We start from the raw sequence: 19,190 nt of genomic DNA, 5'->3' as shown, positions 1-19,190 counted from the left end.
AAGGATATGGCCTGATAACCAGGTAATGATAATTAAAGGAAGTCTAAATTACCTGCTTTAATAATGGTTTATTAGTTATTTTTTTAAATTCAGAGTAGCTGCGTATGTAATCTTCTTCTTCAAATGGTTCTGAAGCTAATACCAGACATACTGACCCGGAAGAAAAATTATTTAGTTCTCGCCAGACCATTTTAGGAACATAAAGGCCATGATAGCAGCGATTAAGGTGGTGGCGCTTAGTTTTCACTCCATCATCCAGTATTACATCAAAACTTCCACTGGCGGCTATAATAAACTGTTCCAGGTTTTTATGGGCATGCCCACCCCGGCTTTCTCCCCCGGGTATATCATATAAAAAATAAACTCTTTTAATTTTAAAAGGTATATGGATATTTTGTTCAATAAAGGTCAAATTTCCTCTAATATCTGTAATCTTAGGCAAATCCATTAATTTACAAGTGGAAACATGTACCACAGACCTCCCCCCCAGAGCCTGTATATGTTTTACCATGATAAAAATATATAAAATCAGGAATGTACTAATTTTTTTTAAAAATATCCCTATCTCATATAATAATCATGGTTTCTAATATAATTATTATGTTAATGGGATTATATAATCTTTGAGATTTGAAAAAAGTTTTTCACTGACAAATATTCTCTGGCTGATTTATTTTTATTCCCCAATCTTATTAAAAAATAGGCCCTTAAACAACTTTTGAATTCAAATTTTCTAATTTATTAGAAATAGAGTTAAATCAATCACTCAGTATATACTAAATGGTCAATATTCTGCTATTTTTAAAATTTTTATTTTATTAAATATTGTAGATAAGTTATGCACCAAAAGGGGTAGTCGGGGCAGCATTCTGTTACTTCGTTATAGTATCGTTTAACGAACTTAAAAGCCAGAAAAAACACAAAATTATAATACTGGATAATAGCATTGGTAATACTATAATATGTTTTACTAAAAGTAATTTTGTTTTATGAATTTTTGTTTTGCTAAGAGGGCCGTATTCACTTATGAAAATTTAGGAGGTACTATTAGTACGGTTGAACACCGATTTGGTTTCGGCAGGTAGGGTACTATAATCACTAATGCCTTCTACTACTAACTGCTGGGCGCAACCATCATGGATGTGGGTGAAGTTAAGAGGCAGATCCATGCTGGGCTCCAGGAATAAATTTGCATTCCAGTGCTCTAAAGTATAGGGCTGAAGGTTATTTCCAAAGTAACAGGTCAAAACATTATTATCTGTGGTTATGGTTATGTTTCCATATAGATAATTGTTATAAACACCAGTATAGTTACCTAAACCTAAAGCATCTATAAAAGGAGGAGTAGGAGCTGGATAAGGCACCGGCTTATTCATATCCTTATAAATTGGCCAGGGATCATAGTTTTCATATCCACATATTAAAGTAAATAATTTTGAAAATAAAGTAAGGCCGAAATCCAGTCCAGTTGGTCCTACATTGGTTAACACCACCATACCCAATCCTTCTGTGGGGAATATGCTGGTTACAGTTTGTGAAGAAAGAGTATCACCAGAATGAGTGATGACATCCAAACTCTTGTTACCAAAACTCAGATTACTAATTATCCATCCCAAACCATAATAACCACCCAAACCTGGTGCATATATTTGTCCGGTACGTGTTTTGTCCAGATTTTCCTTAGAAACGAGGGGCACGCCATTGTAATATCCCGTACCTGCTATTTGAAATTTAAGCCAATGGGCCATTTCACTAATTGATGCACTTATAACCCCTGCTGGTCCGACGGCATCAAGATTTGCCGCTTGATAGGGAATTAAAGTTCCATTTCCCAAAAGTCTGTAAGGAGTGGAGTGATCTGGAGAGTTAAAGAAATCTTTCACCGTGCTGGTTGCAGTGTTCATACCTAAAGGATTAAGGAGATACTCTTTAATTAAATCACTCCAGGTAGTATTGGTTGCTTGGGCTGCGCAATAACCTGGTAAAGAATATATGATGTTATTATATCCATAAGTACTACCAAAAGGAGTGTTATTTTTAACATAACGGAGATTGTAAAGCATCGGGGAATAAGAATTATTAAAAAGTATCCATTCCATATCCTGGCTGTATTCTGGTTGTCCGCTGCGGTGGGAAAGACAATCAAGTATGGTCAGATTGCCGGTAATGCTGGGATCATACATCTGGAACTGGGAGGTGTTGTTATAATATTTGGATATAGGATCATCCCAGCTCATTAAACCAGCACTTACCAGTTGAGCCATATTTGTGGCGGTGAATGCTTTAGTGCAGGAACCTATCTCAAAGAGAGTATCCTTAGTAACCGGTGCACCAGAAGATAGATCCTTAACACCAAGGGTAATCATGTAAATTATTTCTTTATCCTTTACAATTACTACTGCCGAGCCAGGTACACCGGATTCATTAAAAATAGATTTTAAATAAGCATCAAAAAGACTAATAACACGATTAATAGGATCTGCTTGAGGTACTGGACCTGGTGAAGGTTTAAAGTGACCATCACTTTTCGGGGAGTATGAATTTAAATCAAATAAAGAATCAGAAGTAAAATAATTATTAATATTATCCGGAGTATTATTTGTGGTGCTTTTATTATCCAGACCAATAAGAGGTTTACATGTACCTGTAGTTTCTGGATTCATATTATTATAAACTAATATGCCTGCTATGGCACCTAATGCCATGATAATTATTAATGCAGCTAAAATTTTAATATCCAACATATTTACCCCTTATCATTTTAGTTTTGTATTAAAGGATATTAAATATTGCCTATTGGCTCATTAATAGGGAAAAAATAATTAATAATAGTATTCACAAATTAAATCACATAATAATTGTTACTTTGGTGATGGTGTTATTATGAATGTTTTCCGTGTCTTGAAAAATCACAAAAGTGAGATAAAGGCCAAATATGATGTCAAGAGAATAGGGATATTTGGTTCTTATGCCAAAGGCTTGCAAGATGAAGAAAGCGATATAGATGTGTTGGTAGAATTTGAAAATCCTACCTTTGATAATTTCATGGAACTATCATTCTATCTGGAAGATCTATTTGGTAAAAGTGTAGATCTTCTTACCCCCAAAAGCTTAAGTCCTTACATGCGCTCTTCAGTGGAAAAAGAGGTAGTTTGGTGTGAATGAGGATAAAGTCTTCTTGGAACACATTTTTGATGAAATAGAATTCCTTGAAACCAATTTCTATGATTTGGAACTTGAAGATCTAATGAAAGATCCGGTATTACAGAGAGCTTGTATTAGAAGCTTGGAAGTTATGGGCGAGGCCGTAAAAAACATTTCAGACGATTTCAAAAAAGAATATTCTGAAATTGAATGGAGGAAAATAGCAGGATTAAGAGATAAACTCAATCCATCATTACTTTGGTGTTGATTGGGACATTGTTTGGAATGTAATCCAGAATAAAATTCCAGAAATTAAAGAAAGTCTGGAAAAAATAAATTAATTTTTATTTAAATTCATCATTTTTTTTTAATCTCTAAATAACTCTTTATAATTTCAGAATATTTGTTTTTTTTTCATTCTATTCCAATTATAATTGGTCCATATTAATTCTAAAATAAATTCATTTTTACTAATTCAAATTATAAGACTTCATTCTCCTATCCTCAATACCTTAAGGATATAGGCCTCGTTAGAAATGAAAATAAGGAAGATACTGTTGGGTTTTAAGAAAGCACTCCTAGAGATATCAGAATATCTATTCCTTTAACCTCAATTAATGCTTTTTATTGATGAACCGGGAGAAACTCTTCATCTTTAACAAATAACTAACTAAGAAACTCGCCCACAATAAACGATCCATTACCATTTAATGTTCGTGAAGATTAGGTTATTTTTTTTTCAAATAAATCAGGATAAAAGAGTCAAAAATCAGGGATTATTGACTCTCTATTCCTCGTACTGCTTTTTTAATAAGAATGGAAATTTTTTCTTCTTCAGCATGACTTAACTCCAGGAGGGCATAAGAAGTGGGCCATAGATTACCCTCATCTAAAGCGGCATTTTCATTAAATCCCAGGGTCATGTATCTCTCGTTTTTATCCCCCCTAAAAAAGCAGATTACCTTCCCCTTCAGGGAATAGGCAGGCATGCCGTACCAGAGCCGGGGTGTTAGTGCAGGAGAACTATTCATTATTATGTTATGAAGCCTTTCTCCCATTTCCTGGTATTTTTCTGGCATCTGGGCTATTTTTGAGAGTAACATGCTTTCTTTGTCTTCATTTTTACTTTTCCTGGTGCTATGGCTTTGTTTTTTCATATATTTACCTCTCACCTTAAGGCTGGATTTTAAATTATATTAACTGGTAATAATTTTTGTTATAAGGAAAATATTAATCTTTTCAACCAATTTTAACTAGATTTTGAAAATTTTTATCGGCTTCAGGATTCCCGGTAAGCCCATTAAAGTAAAATTATATTAGTTTCGGCTAACAGATATAGTATGGAAAACAAATTTTTGCATAAAAAGGAGGGATTTTATGGGTGAAAAAACAGGTGAATTAAAGGGCAAAGCTAAGGAAAAAGAGGGTGAATTAAAAGGGAAAGCCAAAGAATTAAAAGGAGAATTAAAAGGCAAATCCAAAGAACTAAAAGGGGAAGCTAAAGAAGCAAAAGGCAAAGTAAAAGAAAAAGCCAAAGAAGCAGAGAAAAAAATCAAATCCAAACTGGATAAATAATTTCTCCCTCATTCCCTTTTTTTTAAAAAAAAACTACAAAAATCTAATCATAAGATAAATTAATAGAGATAAAATATGTAAACTCCTGAAAAGCATCCTATATCATATAATACTTTTTAATGATTTTAAAATTTCATGCGGGTTTAAATCAAATCTTAAGATATCATTATTCTTTTATAATATTATTTCTACATTTTAACTTTTATTTATTAACTACTAAAAGTGATTTAATGAGCATAATCATCTTTAAAGGACGATTAAAGAGAATAAAAGGATTTAATCTACCCTCCTATCAGGTGATAATTTATAATCCTGATAAGGCGGGTTTACTGGACCAGGGTAAGTTAGGAGAAAGTAGAACCCATAAGAAGGGTGAATTTCAGGTGAAAACTGATCTTTCATCTGATGATGCTCTTTTTACTAATCACCACTTTAAAATTAAAATGGAAGTGCTCCTGGAAGGGGATTTAATTTATGAAACTCAGATTGCAGGAGAATTTACTGGAAAGGTGATTAATCTAGGGGAGATAAAATTACAGGGCAATCATCATGGAGTAACTGGAAAATTGGTGGATGAAGAAGGCCAACCTTTAAAGGATCTGGTGGTGGTGGCCCGGAAGGTGAATAGGAAAGAAAACTCTATTCTGGAAAAGGATCCGCTTAAACTGGTGGATAAAGTATTACCCCGGCTTAAAGGTGAGAAAATTCTGGGCAAATCCCGCACGAGTAAAGAAGGATACTATGAAATATATTACCCTCCTTCCAGTTACCATACTCTTTTAGGCGAAAAAGAGGATATAGAAGTGGCGGTACGTGATAGCCTGGATGTAAGTGATCTTTATATTGGAGAAAAAATTCAGGATCCATCCTGCGCCATAATAAAGGCCGATGATATACAATTAAACCGGCAAGATGCTGTGGGCTGGCTGGTAACACTGGGCCGGTCTAAAAAATCCAGGTACACCACTAAAAATAAGGTGGAGTTTTTGATTGATAATGAGGTGGCCCTGGAGAGTATGCTAAGAGAAATTAACCAGGCCCGGAATTTCATCTACCTGACCCAGTTTGAATTTGATCCAGAACTCCTGGCCACTTATTCTGATGAATACCCTCCCCGGGAATTCCTGGTCAAGGCCTTATCCCGGGCCAGTAAAAGAGGGGTGGAAGTAAAAATAGTCCTCAATGAGAATCTACTGATTCCCGATAATTTCATCCAGATAAGGGATTATTTCCAGAAAAGTGGAGTGGAGGTGCGGGAATTCACCTCTAAGGGCCTATATGTAATGCATGCCAAGACCCTATTAATTGATGGTAAAACCGGATTCATCATCGGCTCACCCTTCAAACAACTATACTGGGATACCACCTCCCATTTAATTGCGGATCCTCGCCGGGAGGGAGGACCGGTACATGATGTTTCCCTCCAACTGGAAGGAGAATCCTTAACTTACCTGGAAGAATTTTTTCTGCAGCTATGGAACCATATCACTCAGAAAGAATACCAGGGCCAGGGCATGTTAAAAAGTCGTTTTAGTCCGGTTTCTACCGGTGATATTCCCCTGCAGATAGCCCGCTCCATCACTCCTGATTCTTTAAGTAAAAAAGGTGAAAGGGGAATATTTGAAGCTTACCGTAAGGCTATAGCCCGGGCACAGGATTTCATCTACCTGGAGAATCAGTACTTCACCAATAAAACCATGATTAAGGCCCTTAAAAATGCTTTAAAAGCTAATGAAAACTTGCAGGTGGTGGTGGTTTTAAATGAGAACCCGGATATTCCCGGTTATAAACAGTGGCAGAATGGTTCTCTGGAAAAACTGGGGATAAAATCAGCTAGTGATAATCTGGAACATCCGCAGATAGGATTTTTCACCCTGGGGGCCGGTGATAATCAAAAGATACAACCAATCTATGTGCACTCCAAGGTGGGTATAGTAGATGACCGGTGGGCCACGGTGGGTACAGCCAATCTGGATGGTTCCTCCCTCACCTATGTTAATGAACTGGAGGGATTAGTGGATACCACCTTTCACCGGAACATGGAGCTAAATGCCATCATACCAGATAGAGATAAAAAAACAGGAGAAGTTTTAAAGCTGAGAAAAGCCCTGTGGAGTGAACACCTGGGAATAGAAAAGGACCTGCTAAAAAAAGAGGATAACGGCTGGCTGGGCTTATGGCAAAAAAGGGCTAAAGAAAATATACGCTCTATTTCAAAAAAGAAACCTCACTTTAAGGGTCAGCTACTACCCTATAGTTTTGAACTAACAGCCCAATCCCAATTAAAGGATATGGGTGTCAAATTAAATGATGAGGATGTTTTAGAATAGTTTTTTAAAACTTATTTACTTTTAAGATAAAGTTTTATGATGTTTTTTTTATTAAACTCAAATTTAAAGCTCTAAAGATACCATTTTTTGACTATTTCTTCAGGAATATTAATCTTCTGGGTTTTAAACATTTTGTAACTTATTTTTCTGCCATTTCTTTAAGAATTTGCAGGGCCTGGGACCAGATATCCTCTTCCTGTTGCCATTCTTCATCTATTTCTCCCGGCCCTCTTAAATCCACTATTACCTCAGTTTTACCATCAATCTCTTTAAGGGTATAATTTTCCAGTGATCCTGCTAATTCCTCTATCTCTTTTTCTTTTCCGTCTTCCACCACACCTTTATGTTCAATAGAGACGAATTCATAAGGCCGGCTTTCTTTAATCTTACTTACCATTCCCGACATCATGCCTTTTTTGTCTTCTACCAGGAAAAGTATCTTACTTCCTGTTTCCCATTTCCCTTCATAGAAAGAGCCGGGCATAAATGGTGCAGTCCAGATCTGGTAAGTATCCGGGTCAAGCATGCTATGCCAAACTTTTTTGGGAGGTGCATTAATTACTATAGAGTATTGTTGATTCAACATTCTTAATTCCCCCTTTTTTTTAAATCAGAAGTTCTAAAAATTAACCACATAATATATATTTGATTTTTAAAGATTAAAATATTAATTAAACCAGGATATTATTATTAGTTGCAACTAATCTGGTTTATTTTTAAGAGATTTTCATCCAATTTTTTGCTATTGATTCGGAATTATGACTAAATGACTATCAGGACCATAAAATCATTCTTCCTTAAAGAAGATTTTAGTACGCATCTGAGTCAAATTGGATACAATACGGGATAATTCACTCTCGGGAATACTCACCATAATATCTCCTTTATCCAGATCCATATTGTTTCTGGCTCCCACATCTCCAAAGCCATAAGTAACTTTTCCAGTGAGGTAGGGTAGAGCCGCCATAGAACTGCATATAGGGGCAGCATCTGCACCCTGGGCATGCTCTCCTGAATCATAGGCATTAGCATGTAGTATTTCCATACCCTGTTTGGCATTAGACACTATAAATATTACATCTGGTTCAAATTCTGCCTTACTTAAAGGAGCAAAAAGTACCGCCTTAAAAATACCAGGTTCTATGCTTATTTCCTTTTCCCAGGATCGCTGCACCGCAGGGATGTTTTTATACACGCCCCGGGGAATTAAAAAGGCCCCACTTTGTACCGGGGCGGGATATTCCCGGATATCCTTAAGTCCGGCATAGCGAGCACCTCCCAGACATTCCTCTTCCTGGGCAGTGGCATAGAATACTTCACCTTGTGAGGCTTTTTCCAGCTTAGTGCAGAATCTGGACTTACCTTCCTCCTTTTTAATATCATCCGGTTCATCCACTGACCATTTCAGGGCCACCAATTCCTTTTCCAATTTTAATAGTTCCTTTAATTTCGCTCCCCTTTCTTTATAATCCATATATAACACCTTTTTTTTACCTGAAATAAGGACAAGTCATGATTTTCTAAGCCACCTGATTGTTTTTGATTTTTTTAATTAAAGTGGCCACATTTACTCCAAATTTTCTTATAACTTTCATTCCTTCTTCATCATCCTGTACTTCCCCTGGAGCCCATCCAAAAACCATATTCCAGCTACTGGATCCAGGAACAATCATATCATTATATAAAAAGAACATTAACATTTCCTGCAGGGTGGAGGTATGACCTCCTCGACGGGCAATGGATATAGGGCCTCCCACTTTCCAGGATAAAAAATCATGGTAAAATGACACCATTCCTATTCTCTGCAGGGCAGCCATCAAATCTCCCCGGGCACTTCCAAAGTAAACTGGAGATCCTACAATAAATCCATCAGATTCCCTAAGCTTGGCTATAATCTCATTTAATCCATCATCCAGAATGCATTCGTTCAATTCGGCGCATTTTTTACAATGAATACATGATCGGATATTTTTACCAGCCAGGGATATTATCTCAGTTTCTAAACCTTCCTGTTCTATGGCTCTGGCACATTCATCCAGGACCTGATAGGTGTTACCCTTTTTTCGGGGACTACCACATAGTAAAAGTACTTTTTTCATTATTAATCCTCTCCTAATTACTTTTTTTCTATTTTAATAAGATGTTGAGAAAATATTTCAGCCACATCTGCACTGAACTTCTGTTCATCTATACCTCTATTTTCTAAAATTTCCTTACTCCAATCCCCCATATTCGCCATTCCATTGTAGATTACGGAAATCAAAATAATGGTTTCCACCGGATCCACTTCGGCTCTAATTTGCCCCTCATCTATACCTTGCTTTAGGGCTTCTATTCCCCTATTCATTAGATCTTTAAATAGTGACCGTACTTCCTGAAACTCGGTACTGCTGTTCATTTTATTTTTATCAAATTGTTTTTTTATGGAGGTGGGGGAATACAAAAGCCGGAAATAGTCGGGATATTCCTTTGAAAACTTTTGATTGGCATTTAAATATAATGAAAACTTTTCAACACCTCTTTTACCTTTTTTCATTTCTTCTTTAACCATTTCTACCCAGATGCGAATACCACGCAGGACTATGGCAAAGTACAATGACTCCTTGTTTTTAAAATAGAGATAAAGTGTACTTTTACCCAGGCCAATTTCCCGGGCTATTTCATCCATGGATACTTCACTAAAGTCTTTATTGGCTAATATTTTCCGGGCAGCATTGATTATATCATTTTGGCGCTCTTGCCTTTCTCTTTTTTTCCATTCTGTCATTGACATCTTTTTTTCACCTAACTCCTTTATGAACTTTAAATCATATATGTGACTTATGAGTCAGTAATATGTTCTATAGTTCGGGGGACTATATAAATGTTCTGGTTAAAACGAAAGCAGCTAGTTTTTTACCATTTTTCACCTTCAACCTTTTCCTATCATAAGAGATTTTTCTGGATAAATTAACATGGCTCAGTAGACGCTGTGGATGAAAGGGAGTATGGATTAAAATAAAAAATTCGATAAGGATTCATAGGGCTAGGTATAAAAAGTGCCACAGAATATATCCACTCAATTCAAAATAAACCTCAAGTAATGGTCAGATTTACCTTATAATTTTGAAATTAGAGTAAAATCTCAATTTAAGGATGTGGATGTAAGTAAGGGGAATAATTAGAATATTTCTTTAAATTTATACAAAAATTAATGGTTCATATTTTTGTTAACATTAGTTATATTAGTTTTTTATGATATCACAAACAAATAGGCAGGTTTATTTACTTTTATTACTAATATTGTAATGTTTGATTATCAGATAAGGGGACCAGTAATCCCTTTTTTCCAGAAAATTCAGTTTCAGCCTTTTTAGTGCTGTACCAAGGAGATTATTTAGCTTTAATTAGCCGTCCTTTTTATTTACAAAAATAATAATTTATTTTCAGTTATCTTCTATTATTTTAATGATTGATTGTACAAGGAGGTGAAAAACGTGAAAAAACAACTAATAATAACTCTAACAGTTCTAATATTGGCTATAACCATGGCTGGTGCAGTATCTGCTACGGTGGATCCGGATAGTGTGAAATACGTCTCACCTACCGGTAGTGATGATAATGATGGAACAGAAACTAATCCTTATTTGACCATTGGAAAAGGAATAACTTCAGTAAGTGTGGATGGTACGGTTAATGTGGCTGATGGGACCTACTATGAACATCTGACTATAAGTAAGAATTTGAATCTGGTAGGCCAAAGCCAGGAAAACACTATCATCGATGGATCCAACACTGGAAAACCCCTGACCATTAATAGTGGTGCTACAGTTGGTATCAGTTTATTTACCATACAAAATGGGGTTTCAGGTTTTAGTGGTGGTGGTATTGACAATTATGGTACAGTTACTGTAAATAGCAATACTTTCATAAACAACACCGCACAGTATGGTGGTGCTATCTTCAATGCTTATGGATCCACTTTAAATGTAATAGAGAGTACTTTCACAGACAACGTTGGAACTTTTGGTGGTGGTGCTATCTATGATGCTGAAGGTACCAGTACCGTGACTGGTAGTACCTTTACTAATAATTTAGCAGATTATGGCGGTGCTATCTACACCTATGGTACCGTAACTGTAACTGATAGTACTTTCACTGGTAACAGTGCCACTACTTGGGGTGGAGCAATCTACAATTACTATGGCTACGATTACGATGCTACTCTAACTGTAACTAACAGTGAATTTACAGGCAATACCGCACCTTTTGGTGGTGCTATCTACAATTTTGCTACTTTAAGTGTAACTGATAGCACTTTCACTGGTAACAGTGCCACTAATTATGGTGGTGCTATCTACAATAATGATAACTATTGTAGTGCGGATGTAACAACAAGTACTTTTTCTGGTAACACCGCAAGTGTTGGTGGTGCTATCTTCAACAATTGGGGTACTGTGACTGCGAATTTCAATCGTATTGTGGATAATTCACATATATCCATACACAATCATGGTGGATCTGCTGATGCCCGGTATAACTGGTGGGGATCCAATAATCCAAACTTTACCACTTTAATTGGTGGCGCGGTGAATTACTCCCCATGGTTGTACATGAGTTTCCAGGCTGATCCTACTAGTATTGCTCAGGGTGAAACCTCAATACTAACTGCTAACTTCAACCATGCCTTTGATGGTACCACGGTTACTTCTTTAGATCCAGCTAATGGTCACCTGCCGGATGGCACTTTAGTGACTTTCCAGACTGATTTAGGGGAAGTGGGTAGTCAAATTGTGGATAAACCCACCACTAGTGGTGTGGCCACTGCTACTTTAAATGGTACTGAATCCGGTTTAGCCACAGTAAAAGCGGCTTTAGATACAGAAGAACTAAGTGATACCGTGCAAATTGGCGCTGAACCACCTGAAACCGGTATTTTCACCCGTTTAATGGTGCAGGATGCGGCTATTCGGGTCAGGAATTTCATCACCAGTCGTGGTGTTTTACCTAACTGGGTGCGTATGGAGGATACCGCAGGTATCACTCATTATGTGACCATGCCTGTATTTTTAGAGTTATCTACAGCTAGTTTAATATCCACAGCCCAAGAATTTAAGGCCATGGATGTAAAAACAGCACCTAAAGCTGCAGGTTCAACAATTGTTAACCGCAACCTGTATAAGTCTGGTTATATGGATATGGCCTCCAGGGTGAATAAGTTCATCAGAAATAATGGTGTGGCACCTAATTTCGCCTGGAGCTCACTGGGTAACATTCGTTTCCAGGCACTGGTGGATAGTTTTGCTCGTATTGTGGCTTTTAAAGCTGAACGAGGAGTACTACCAAATTATGTGGTTATAAACACCCGCCGGGTAAGATAAAACAATAATAAATTTACCCCTTTTTTTTCTTTTTTTTTTGGATAATTTTGAATTTATCCGTGATTGTTTTCTGTATTCATCTTAATTTTTTAAAAAAATATTAATATTTTATACTCCTTATTTTTTAATATGGCCAAAAAATTCAAAGATTATTATGACCCGGAAGCAGCACATCTTCTGGGCTCTAAAATTAAAGCCAGCTATTTTCTATTTGATGTGGATAAATTCGTTACCTATATTACTGAAAAATTGGATGATAAGGGATTTCTAGAACGTCAGGATCTATTTGTAGAGGCCCTGGAGTTAACCTTAAAACCGGATTATAAAGAGAATATTCAGATTTTCCATGAAATACTGGGCCCGGAACTAGAAACTACTGATGGAATGTTTCGGGAAGGCTGGTGGCTATGGCCGGTAGGACGATATGTGGAAAAACATGGCACAAAAGATTTTTCCACTTCCATGGATTTTATTTATGAATTAACCAAACGTTTCACCGGTGAATTTGCTATAAGGCCTCTTATAAAGAAATATCCTAAAAAATCTTTGTTCATAATTAAAAAATGGACTAAAGATAGTAGTGTCCATGTAAGGAGGCTTTCCAGTGAAGGCCTTCGTATCAGATTACCCTGGTCTAAAAAATTACTGGTGGCATTAGAGGAATTTGATGCCTATAAAGAGATATTATCCCAACTAAAGTCGGACCCGGAACGATTTGTACAAAAAAGTGTGGGTAATAACTTAAATGATCTCATGAAAGAAGATCCTGATAAGGCTTACCAGATAATCAAAGAATGGCAAAAAGATAAAATTAGTAAGGAAACTGAGTGGATAATAAAACACGGGATGCGAAGTGTAAAAAAAATAAAATAACTTATTTCTAAAAAAAACCTCTAACTATTTTATCTGAGATTAGATGATTGTGCCATAATTGTTTTAGTAATAATTAATCATATATTAAAGCACTAGAAAAAGAGGGGTTTAATATGCTATCTGAGAAGGTAGATACCAGCAAATTAAAAAAATCACAAAAGGAGCATTCACCGGAAACCACACCTTACGGGACTCGTTACTTTGAAAACAGTATCCCTAAATTTGAATTACCATCAGAGGGAATGCCTGCCCCGGCGGCCTATTTACTTATAAAAGATGAGCTAAATTTAGATGGTAATCCCCGCCTCAATCTGGCCAGTTTTGTCACCACCTGGATGGAACCTGAGGCAGACCAGCTCATTATGGAGTCGGTGGATAAAAATTATGTGGATACTGATGAATATCCCCAGACCCTTAAAATCCAGGAAAGGGTGGTAAATATGCTTGCCCGGTTATTCAATGTTCCGGATGACTGTGAATCACTGGGAACAGCCACCATAGGATCTTCAGAGGCTATCATGCTGGGACTATTAGCCCACAAATGGAGCTGGAGAGAAAAAAGGAAAAAAGAAGGAAAAACGTATGATAAACCCAATATCGTCATGGGCGCCGATGTACATACCGTATGGGAGAAATTCGCCCGGTATTTTGATGTGGAACTAAAACTCATTCCTTTAAAAGAGGACCTATACACCATTACTGCCGAGGATGTAGCTCGAGAAGTTGATGAAAATACTATTGCTGTGGGGGCAGTGGTAGGAACCACCTTCACCGGACAGATGGACCCTATAAAAGAAATTAATGATAAATTAGTGGAAATAAAAAAAACTAAAGGCTGGGACATTCCCCTGCATGTGGATGGGGCCAGTGGTGGATTCATATTACCCTTCCTCTACCCGGATATGGAATGGGATTTTAGACTAGAACAGGTGCGATCCATCAATGTATCAGGCCATAAATATGGTCTGGTCTATCCGGGTATTGGCTGGCTGATTTTCAGGGACAAAAGTGACGTACCAGATGACCTGGTCTTTAATATCACCTATTTAGGGGGCAACATGGCCAATTATTCTCTCAACTTCTCCAAGGGAAGTAGCACCATTATTGCCCAGTATTATAATTTCATAAGGCTGGGATTTGAAGGATACCAGTCCATAATGGAGAATTTATCCCAAAATGCTAAATATTTGGCCAGGGAACTGGAAAAAACAGGAAAATTTGAAGTAATAAATAAGGATGTAATCTTTCCTCTGGTAACGGTTCAGCTGAAAAATGTTGATTTTACAGTCTACCATTTATCAGATAAGCTCCGGGAGAAAGGGTGGATAATCCCGGCCTATAAACTACCAGAAAATGCTCAAAAGGTGCAGGTACTGCGCATGGTAATAAAAGAAAACTTCAGCCGGGATATGGTTGAAACCCTGCTTGTGGATATTAAAAAAGCCTGCCATCTTCTGGAAAACCAGAAGGAGAAAAAAGAAAAAGAAAATCTTAGTTTATTATATTAAATGAGGTGATAAGTTATGGCTCCCCATTGCGATACCCTGGATGGACCGGTGGTTAAGGCCTGTCAGCTGGCTTTGGAAACGGGAAATGTGAATTATGTACTGCCCTTTGTTGGTGAAAAATCAGAAAAAGAATTAAAACAGATATTTGATAAAACCATGAAGGTACGTGAATCCGGCCCGGAAGTAGCAGAAGTGGCTGATTTATGGTTTTTTGAAAACAGTGTGCGCTTACACCGGGAAAGTGAGGGGAAACCATACACCGGACTTAAAGCTGCAGGATTGGACTGGGGTCCGGTGGTGCCCTTAGCAGAAAATGATATAGAAGAGGGCGACCCTTCTGAGACCATTGATTTTTTAAAAGAAACCCTGCAGGATGTACTGGAGGATAAGTTTCTCCGGGCCACTTCCTTAAAAAACAGGGATAAAAATGATGTTCGTTCTTCCCGGGAATATACTCAGGCCATGCTGGATTTTGTGCTATTTTCCCACCATTTATATAAATATATGACTGAAGGCTAATATTTAAATTAAAAGATAGTTGAGTGTCAAGTTTAGGAGTTGGGGAATATTAATCAATTGCCTGTAATTGATTAATTATCCATTCTTAGCTAAAACTTTAGCATATTATAAAAAAAAATCTTGATAAACTGTTTAAATCCCACCAACTTGGCAGGATCAAATATAGAAAAGATTATATTATTGGAAAAATATCTGGATATTGATGAAAAACTATTCCTATCAGGATACCTGGCAAAAAATTATAAAATATTTACCAGAACACAACCGAATTTCCAAAAAAAGCAGTCCCCAAGAGCTATTTATGGATTGGAAAGGCAATCATATACATTTGGATTACTATCTTAAAAAGGATGCTCCTGCTAAAATCATACTCCTTCATGGAGTAGGAGGCAATGGGAGGCTACTTTCTTTTATAGGTGTACCACTTTTTCAGCATGGTTTTGAGATTATAGCTCCTGATTTACCGGGTTATGGATATTCACAGGTAGATAAAGAATCTATTAATTTTAATGATTGGATAGATCTGGTTAATCACATCATCCTGGAGGAAAAAAGAAAAGATAATAGGCCGGTATTTCTTTTTGGTCTTAGTGCAGGAGGTATGTTAGCTTATCATGCGGCTTCTAAAAATAAAATGGTGGAAGGATTAATTGCCACCAACCTACTTGATCAGCGGATGCAAGAGGTGAGAGATTTTTCTGCAGGAAACAAAATTATCAGCCGTATTGGAACCCCCCTAATCTCTTTAATTTCCAGGTTAAATGGGAATCTAACTTTGCCCATGAAAACTCTGGCCAATATGAAGGCCATTGTTAATGAAAAAAATGTCAGGAAAATCTTAATAGATGATGATACCTCTGCTGGCTCCAGAGTTCCCCTGCGACTGGTGAGCTCCATGATAAATGCACAGCCCGCTATTGAACCAGAAGAATTCAATATATGCCCTGTTCTGTTAGTACATCCTGAGGATGATAAATGGACCCCTGTAAATATCAGCCGACTATTTTTTGATAAAATTAACACTAAAAAGGAATTAAAAATTCTGGAAAATGCAGGACATTTTCCTCTGGAATATCCTGGGATCGAGCAGCTGGAACAATATGTGGTTGATTTTATAAAAAAAAATCTTTAAAAATGAAATCTTTTTCCTAAAACATGATAAAAATCAATCCGGTTTAAATTGTAAATAAACTCATTTGAATGTTTTAATAAAACTATACCATCCCTCTTTTTCAATTAATAATCCTAATCTCCTGGGGGTGTCCTGGGATTTATAATAATCAATTACCTGCCCGACTAAAGATAAAGCCTCCTGGTCATTTAAATCCTTAATCAAAAGACTACCTATTCTGGGTTTTTTACCTCCACTTCCCCCGACCATGATCTTCCATCCATTTCTACTTCCAATAAGTCCTATATCTCTTAGGGCGGAATCTGCACAGGAATTAATGCATCCCGATATACCAATTTTTACCTTATTAGGGGTGGGTATTCCTAAGAACTTTTCATTTATATCCAACCCTATTTTTAGGGTGTCACGTTCTCCCTTCTTACAATATTTTTTGCCGGGGCAGAACCTGGCGGCCTTAACACATGGCCCATTTAATCCCCCTACTTTCATATCCAGATTACCCCAAACCTTATCAATATCCTCTTTTTTTATTCCAATTAAGGCTATACGTTGCTGGGAGGTTATTTTCAGCCAGGCCTTATATTTAAGTGCTACCTGGGATAGTTGAGATAATTCTTTCGGGGTAATTAAGCCTCCAGGTACGTGGGGTATAATGGCATAGGTACCATCCGCCTGTAATTTAGCTCCTTTTTCGGGAAAATCCTCCATAAATATAACTCCTTTATTATAGCTGATAACTATTTTATTTTGTTTAGTTAATAGTTATTCTTTCAAGAATTTACATCCGGATTAAAACCACACCCGAGACAATAAGCAGCAGACCCCCCACTTTAGCCAGGGTTATTTTATCCCCTAAGAAGATGGAGGCTAATATGAAGGTAAAAAGAGGAAAAGAAGCAATAAGGGGAACCACCATAGAGGCCTCCCCTGATTTTAGGGCCTGGTAATAAAATAATTGGCCTAATAGGGCGGCACATATTCCTTCTAATGCAATAAATCCCCAGCTACTTATTTTTAAGTCCTTTATAACATTAAAATCATTGCTCCAGGCCAGGTAACCCATCATTATACCACTGATAATGAAGCTACGTATGGTTAAAGCCACCGGGGGGCTGATATTCTGCAGTCCTGTTTTTCCAAATATAGGGGCCAGACCCATGAAAAAGGCAGCCAGGAGGGCGAATAAATAGTAATCCATAATTTTCACCATTTAATTAATTCACTATTAGTGTATTTTTTTACACTTGAAGTGTATGTCTCAAGGGGGTTTCTTTTTTTATATTTTTTAGACGTGAATTATACTTCCCGGTTTTTTCTCTTTTTGTGTATTTTTTTACACTTGAAGTGTATGTCTCAAGGGGGTTTCTTTTTTTATATTTTTTAGACGTGAATTATACTTCCCGGTTTTTTCTCTTTTTGTGTATTTTTTTACACTTGAAGTGTATGTCTCAAGGGGGTTTCTTTTTTTATATTTTTTAGACGTGAATTATACTTCCCGGTTTTTTCTCTTTTTGTGTATTTTTTTACACTTGAAGTGTATGTCTTATTCTATTTATATTTTGAGATTTAAGATGCAGGTCTTCATATTTTTTAAGCATTACTTATATGTCGAAGATTAAATCCTAAATTTTTAATAATAAGATTAGCCCTAACACTTGCCAGGTAAGATAAAAAAACAAATAACTTTCCTTTTTTTCTATAAATACTGCCCTAAAACTGAATATTTTGTTATAATAAAAAAAAATTTAAAAATAATTAATACTACTGCTATCCTAAATTTGATTATTTAGACTTCTTTTTCCCTAAAAAAGAACTAAAAAAAATAATTAAAGAATCTTAAATTATTATATTATGCTTATTTTTAATTGCAAAAACCTTCTCCCGGTATTCTAGAGATGCTATCTTTGATTTTAAATATACCTGGTAGAGATTTTCCCCTGTGTTTATTCTTTTTCCTCTTCGTATCTTCATGGAAAAATTTTTATTTATCCACCTTCCCCACCGGGAATAAATAAATAGCAAACTCATTAACCCCATCCAGTTTAAGTAGCTCATCTAAATATTCCTGATCATAGGCCCCAATAGCACAGGTTCCACATCCTATGGCCTCCACCGCCAGGTACATGTTCTGCCCGGCATGCCCCGCATCCAGGGCAATTACCTTGTGGGAGTCCAGACCATAACGCCATTCCATCCGGTAGGGAATGGTACTCCAGATAAAAGTCACTGCCGAGGAACCGGCAAAATCCTGATTAAAAGCAGCCTTAACCATCTTTTCTTTTAAGTTAGGGGTTTTAAATTCCAGTAATAACTCATGGGTCAAAGGTAAATAGCGATAAACTCCTTCTTCTAATCCCTCCACATTAAAAACTGCCAGGTAAGTCTCCAGGGCATGACGGCAACCTGCAGAAGGCACCACCCGAAAGGCATAGGCCCCGGCTAAACGCCGTAAACCCTGGGTAGCCCATAAGAGAAAAGACAACTCCTTTAAAGATAAACTATTCCCCTTAAAATTACGCCGACTAATCCGGTTTTTCATGGCTTCAGAGAGTTTAATATCATATTCCTCATCCCAATCCGCATAAATTAACTCTATCCTTTTTTTACCCAGATCATAGGGTTTTTCTATAGGTGGTACCTCCACCTGCAGGCTCTGATCTGTCTGGGAAAAATCAATCTCCTTTCGTATGGAATCTTTTAAAAAATTACGGTATTGTATTATTTTTTCTTTATCATTCATCCTAAACAC

General features: G+C 36.8%; 20 protein-coding genes. 10 read left to right on the top strand and 10 right to left on the bottom strand.

What is annotated here, in order from left to right; all coding sequences use genetic code 11:
- Window positions 1–43: 43 nt before the first annotated feature.
- Together HYG87_RS02335 and HYG87_RS02330 are read right to left on the bottom strand one after the other, a co-directional pair.
- Complete coding sequence (locus HYG87_RS02335; RefSeq protein WP_211533634.1) at window positions 44–475, bottom strand: sugar 3,4-ketoisomerase; 432 nt, start codon at window positions 473–475, stop codon at window positions 44–46.
- Window positions 476–1,034: 559 nt separating this feature from the next.
- Window positions 1,035–2,744, bottom strand: a complete 1,710-nt coding sequence (locus HYG87_RS02330) for a serine hydrolase (protein ID WP_211533633.1) — start codon at window positions 2,742–2,744, stop codon at window positions 1,035–1,037.
- A 139-nt stretch (window positions 2,745–2,883) separates the two neighbouring features.
- Between HYG87_RS02330 and HYG87_RS02325 the strand changes: the two genes are divergently transcribed.
- From HYG87_RS02325 to HYG87_RS11095, 3 genes are read left to right on the top strand one after another with little or no spacing between them, the layout of a single operon-like run.
- On the top strand, window positions 2,884–3,165 hold the full coding sequence (locus HYG87_RS02325) for a nucleotidyltransferase family protein (protein ID WP_211533632.1): 282 nt from the start codon (window positions 2,884–2,886) through the stop codon (window positions 3,163–3,165).
- The gene (locus tag HYG87_RS02320; RefSeq protein WP_211533631.1) at window positions 3,158–3,412 is read left to right on the top strand and encodes a HepT-like ribonuclease domain-containing protein; all 255 of its coding nucleotides are present in this window, start codon (window positions 3,158–3,160) and stop codon (window positions 3,410–3,412) included. Before HYG87_RS02325 ends, HYG87_RS02320 begins: the two co-directional genes overlap by 8 nt.
- Window positions 3,381–3,485 carry a HepT-like ribonuclease domain-containing protein gene (locus HYG87_RS11095; protein WP_211534186.1) on the top strand — a complete coding sequence of 35 codons (105 nt, stop codon included), beginning with the start codon at window positions 3,381–3,383 and terminating at the stop codon, window positions 3,483–3,485. Before HYG87_RS02320 ends, HYG87_RS11095 begins: the two co-directional genes overlap by 32 nt.
- Window positions 3,486–3,920: 435 nt before the next feature.
- Here HYG87_RS11095 and HYG87_RS02310 read toward each other — a convergent pair whose 3' ends face one another.
- Window positions 3,921–4,301, bottom strand: coding sequence for a DUF1801 domain-containing protein (locus HYG87_RS02310; RefSeq protein ID WP_211533630.1), 381 nt, complete (start codon window positions 4,299–4,301; stop codon window positions 3,921–3,923).
- Window positions 4,302–4,521: 220 nt separating this feature from the next.
- Here HYG87_RS02310 and HYG87_RS02305 point away from each other — a divergent pair, with 220 nt between their 5' ends.
- Both HYG87_RS02305 and HYG87_RS02300 read left to right on the top strand, forming a co-directional pair.
- Window positions 4,522–4,719, top strand: a complete 198-nt coding sequence (locus tag HYG87_RS02305; protein WP_211533629.1) for an LEA domain-containing protein — start codon at window positions 4,522–4,524, stop codon at window positions 4,717–4,719.
- A 230-nt stretch (window positions 4,720–4,949) separates the two neighbouring features.
- Window positions 4,950–7,049 (top strand): phospholipase D-like domain-containing protein, encoded by a 2,100-nt coding sequence (locus HYG87_RS02300; RefSeq protein ID WP_211533628.1) that lies wholly within the window; start codon window positions 4,950–4,952, stop codon window positions 7,047–7,049.
- Window positions 7,050–7,188: 139 nt separating this feature from the next.
- Here HYG87_RS02300 and HYG87_RS02295 read toward each other — a convergent pair whose 3' ends face one another.
- The 4 genes from HYG87_RS02295 to HYG87_RS02280 all read right to left on the bottom strand — a co-directional run bounded on the left by HYG87_RS02295 (window position 7,189) and on the right by HYG87_RS02280 (window position 9,822).
- Window positions 7,189–7,635, bottom strand: a complete 447-nt coding sequence (locus tag HYG87_RS02295) for an SRPBCC family protein (RefSeq protein ID WP_211533627.1) — start codon at window positions 7,633–7,635, stop codon at window positions 7,189–7,191.
- Between the two features lie 201 nt (window positions 7,636–7,836).
- Window positions 7,837–8,523: a DUF169 domain-containing protein gene (locus HYG87_RS02290; protein WP_211533626.1), complete on the bottom strand. Its 687-nt coding sequence runs from the start codon at window positions 8,521–8,523 to the stop codon at window positions 7,837–7,839.
- A gap of 46 nt (window positions 8,524–8,569) precedes the next feature.
- Window positions 8,570–9,148, bottom strand: coding sequence for a flavodoxin family protein (locus HYG87_RS02285; RefSeq protein WP_211533625.1), 579 nt, complete (start codon window positions 9,146–9,148; stop codon window positions 8,570–8,572).
- Window positions 9,149–9,165: 17 nt separating this feature from the next.
- A complete protein-coding gene (locus HYG87_RS02280; protein ID WP_211533624.1) occupies window positions 9,166–9,822 on the bottom strand; it encodes a TetR/AcrR family transcriptional regulator in 657 nt (218 codons plus the stop codon).
- 703 nt (window positions 9,823–10,525) lie between these two features.
- Between HYG87_RS02280 and HYG87_RS02275 the strand changes: the two genes are divergently transcribed.
- The 5 genes from HYG87_RS02275 (at window position 10,526) to HYG87_RS02255 (ending at window position 16,441) form a co-directional block, all read left to right on the top strand.
- Window positions 10,526–12,409 carry a pseudomurein-binding repeat-containing protein gene (locus tag HYG87_RS02275; protein WP_211533623.1) on the top strand — a complete coding sequence of 628 codons (1,884 nt, stop codon included), beginning with the start codon at window positions 10,526–10,528 and terminating at the stop codon, window positions 12,407–12,409.
- Between the two features lie 129 nt (window positions 12,410–12,538).
- Entirely contained in the window at window positions 12,539–13,282 is a 744-nt protein-coding gene (locus HYG87_RS02270) for a DNA alkylation repair protein (RefSeq protein WP_211533622.1), read from the top strand.
- A gap of 113 nt (window positions 13,283–13,395) precedes the next feature.
- On the top strand, window positions 13,396–14,790 hold the full coding sequence (locus HYG87_RS02265) for a glutamate decarboxylase (protein WP_211533621.1): 1,395 nt from the start codon (window positions 13,396–13,398) through the stop codon (window positions 14,788–14,790).
- Window positions 14,791–14,805: 15 nt separating this feature from the next.
- Window positions 14,806–15,309, top strand: a complete 504-nt coding sequence (locus HYG87_RS02260) for a DUF6448 family protein (RefSeq protein ID WP_211533620.1) — start codon at window positions 14,806–14,808, stop codon at window positions 15,307–15,309.
- A 202-nt stretch (window positions 15,310–15,511) separates the two neighbouring features.
- Window positions 15,512–16,441, top strand: a complete 930-nt coding sequence (locus HYG87_RS02255) for an alpha/beta hydrolase (RefSeq protein ID WP_211533619.1) — start codon at window positions 15,512–15,514, stop codon at window positions 16,439–16,441.
- A 60-nt stretch (window positions 16,442–16,501) separates the two neighbouring features.
- On the opposite strand, the gene HYG87_RS02250 is transcribed toward HYG87_RS02255, so the two are convergent.
- The 3 genes from HYG87_RS02250 to HYG87_RS02240 all read right to left on the bottom strand — a co-directional run bounded on the left by HYG87_RS02250 (window position 16,502) and on the right by HYG87_RS02240 (window position 19,181).
- The gene (locus HYG87_RS02250; protein WP_211533618.1) at window positions 16,502–17,149 is read right to left on the bottom strand and encodes an NAD(P)/FAD-dependent oxidoreductase; all 648 of its coding nucleotides are present in this window, start codon (window positions 17,147–17,149) and stop codon (window positions 16,502–16,504) included.
- Between the two features lie 70 nt (window positions 17,150–17,219).
- Window positions 17,220–17,639 (bottom strand): EamA family transporter, encoded by a 420-nt coding sequence (locus tag HYG87_RS02245; protein WP_211533617.1) that lies wholly within the window; start codon window positions 17,637–17,639, stop codon window positions 17,220–17,222.
- Between the two features lie 783 nt (window positions 17,640–18,422).
- The gene (locus HYG87_RS02240) at window positions 18,423–19,181 is read right to left on the bottom strand and encodes a SagB/ThcOx family dehydrogenase (RefSeq protein ID WP_211533616.1); all 759 of its coding nucleotides are present in this window, start codon (window positions 19,179–19,181) and stop codon (window positions 18,423–18,425) included.
- Window positions 19,182–19,190 lie beyond the last annotated feature (9 nt).

The organism is Methanobacterium alkalithermotolerans (assembly GCF_018141185.1).
Lineage (GTDB): Archaea > Methanobacteriota > Methanobacteria > Methanobacteriales > Methanobacteriaceae > Methanobacterium_F > Methanobacterium_F alkalithermotolerans.
This window is presented reverse-complemented; position numbering and strand designations above follow the sequence as displayed.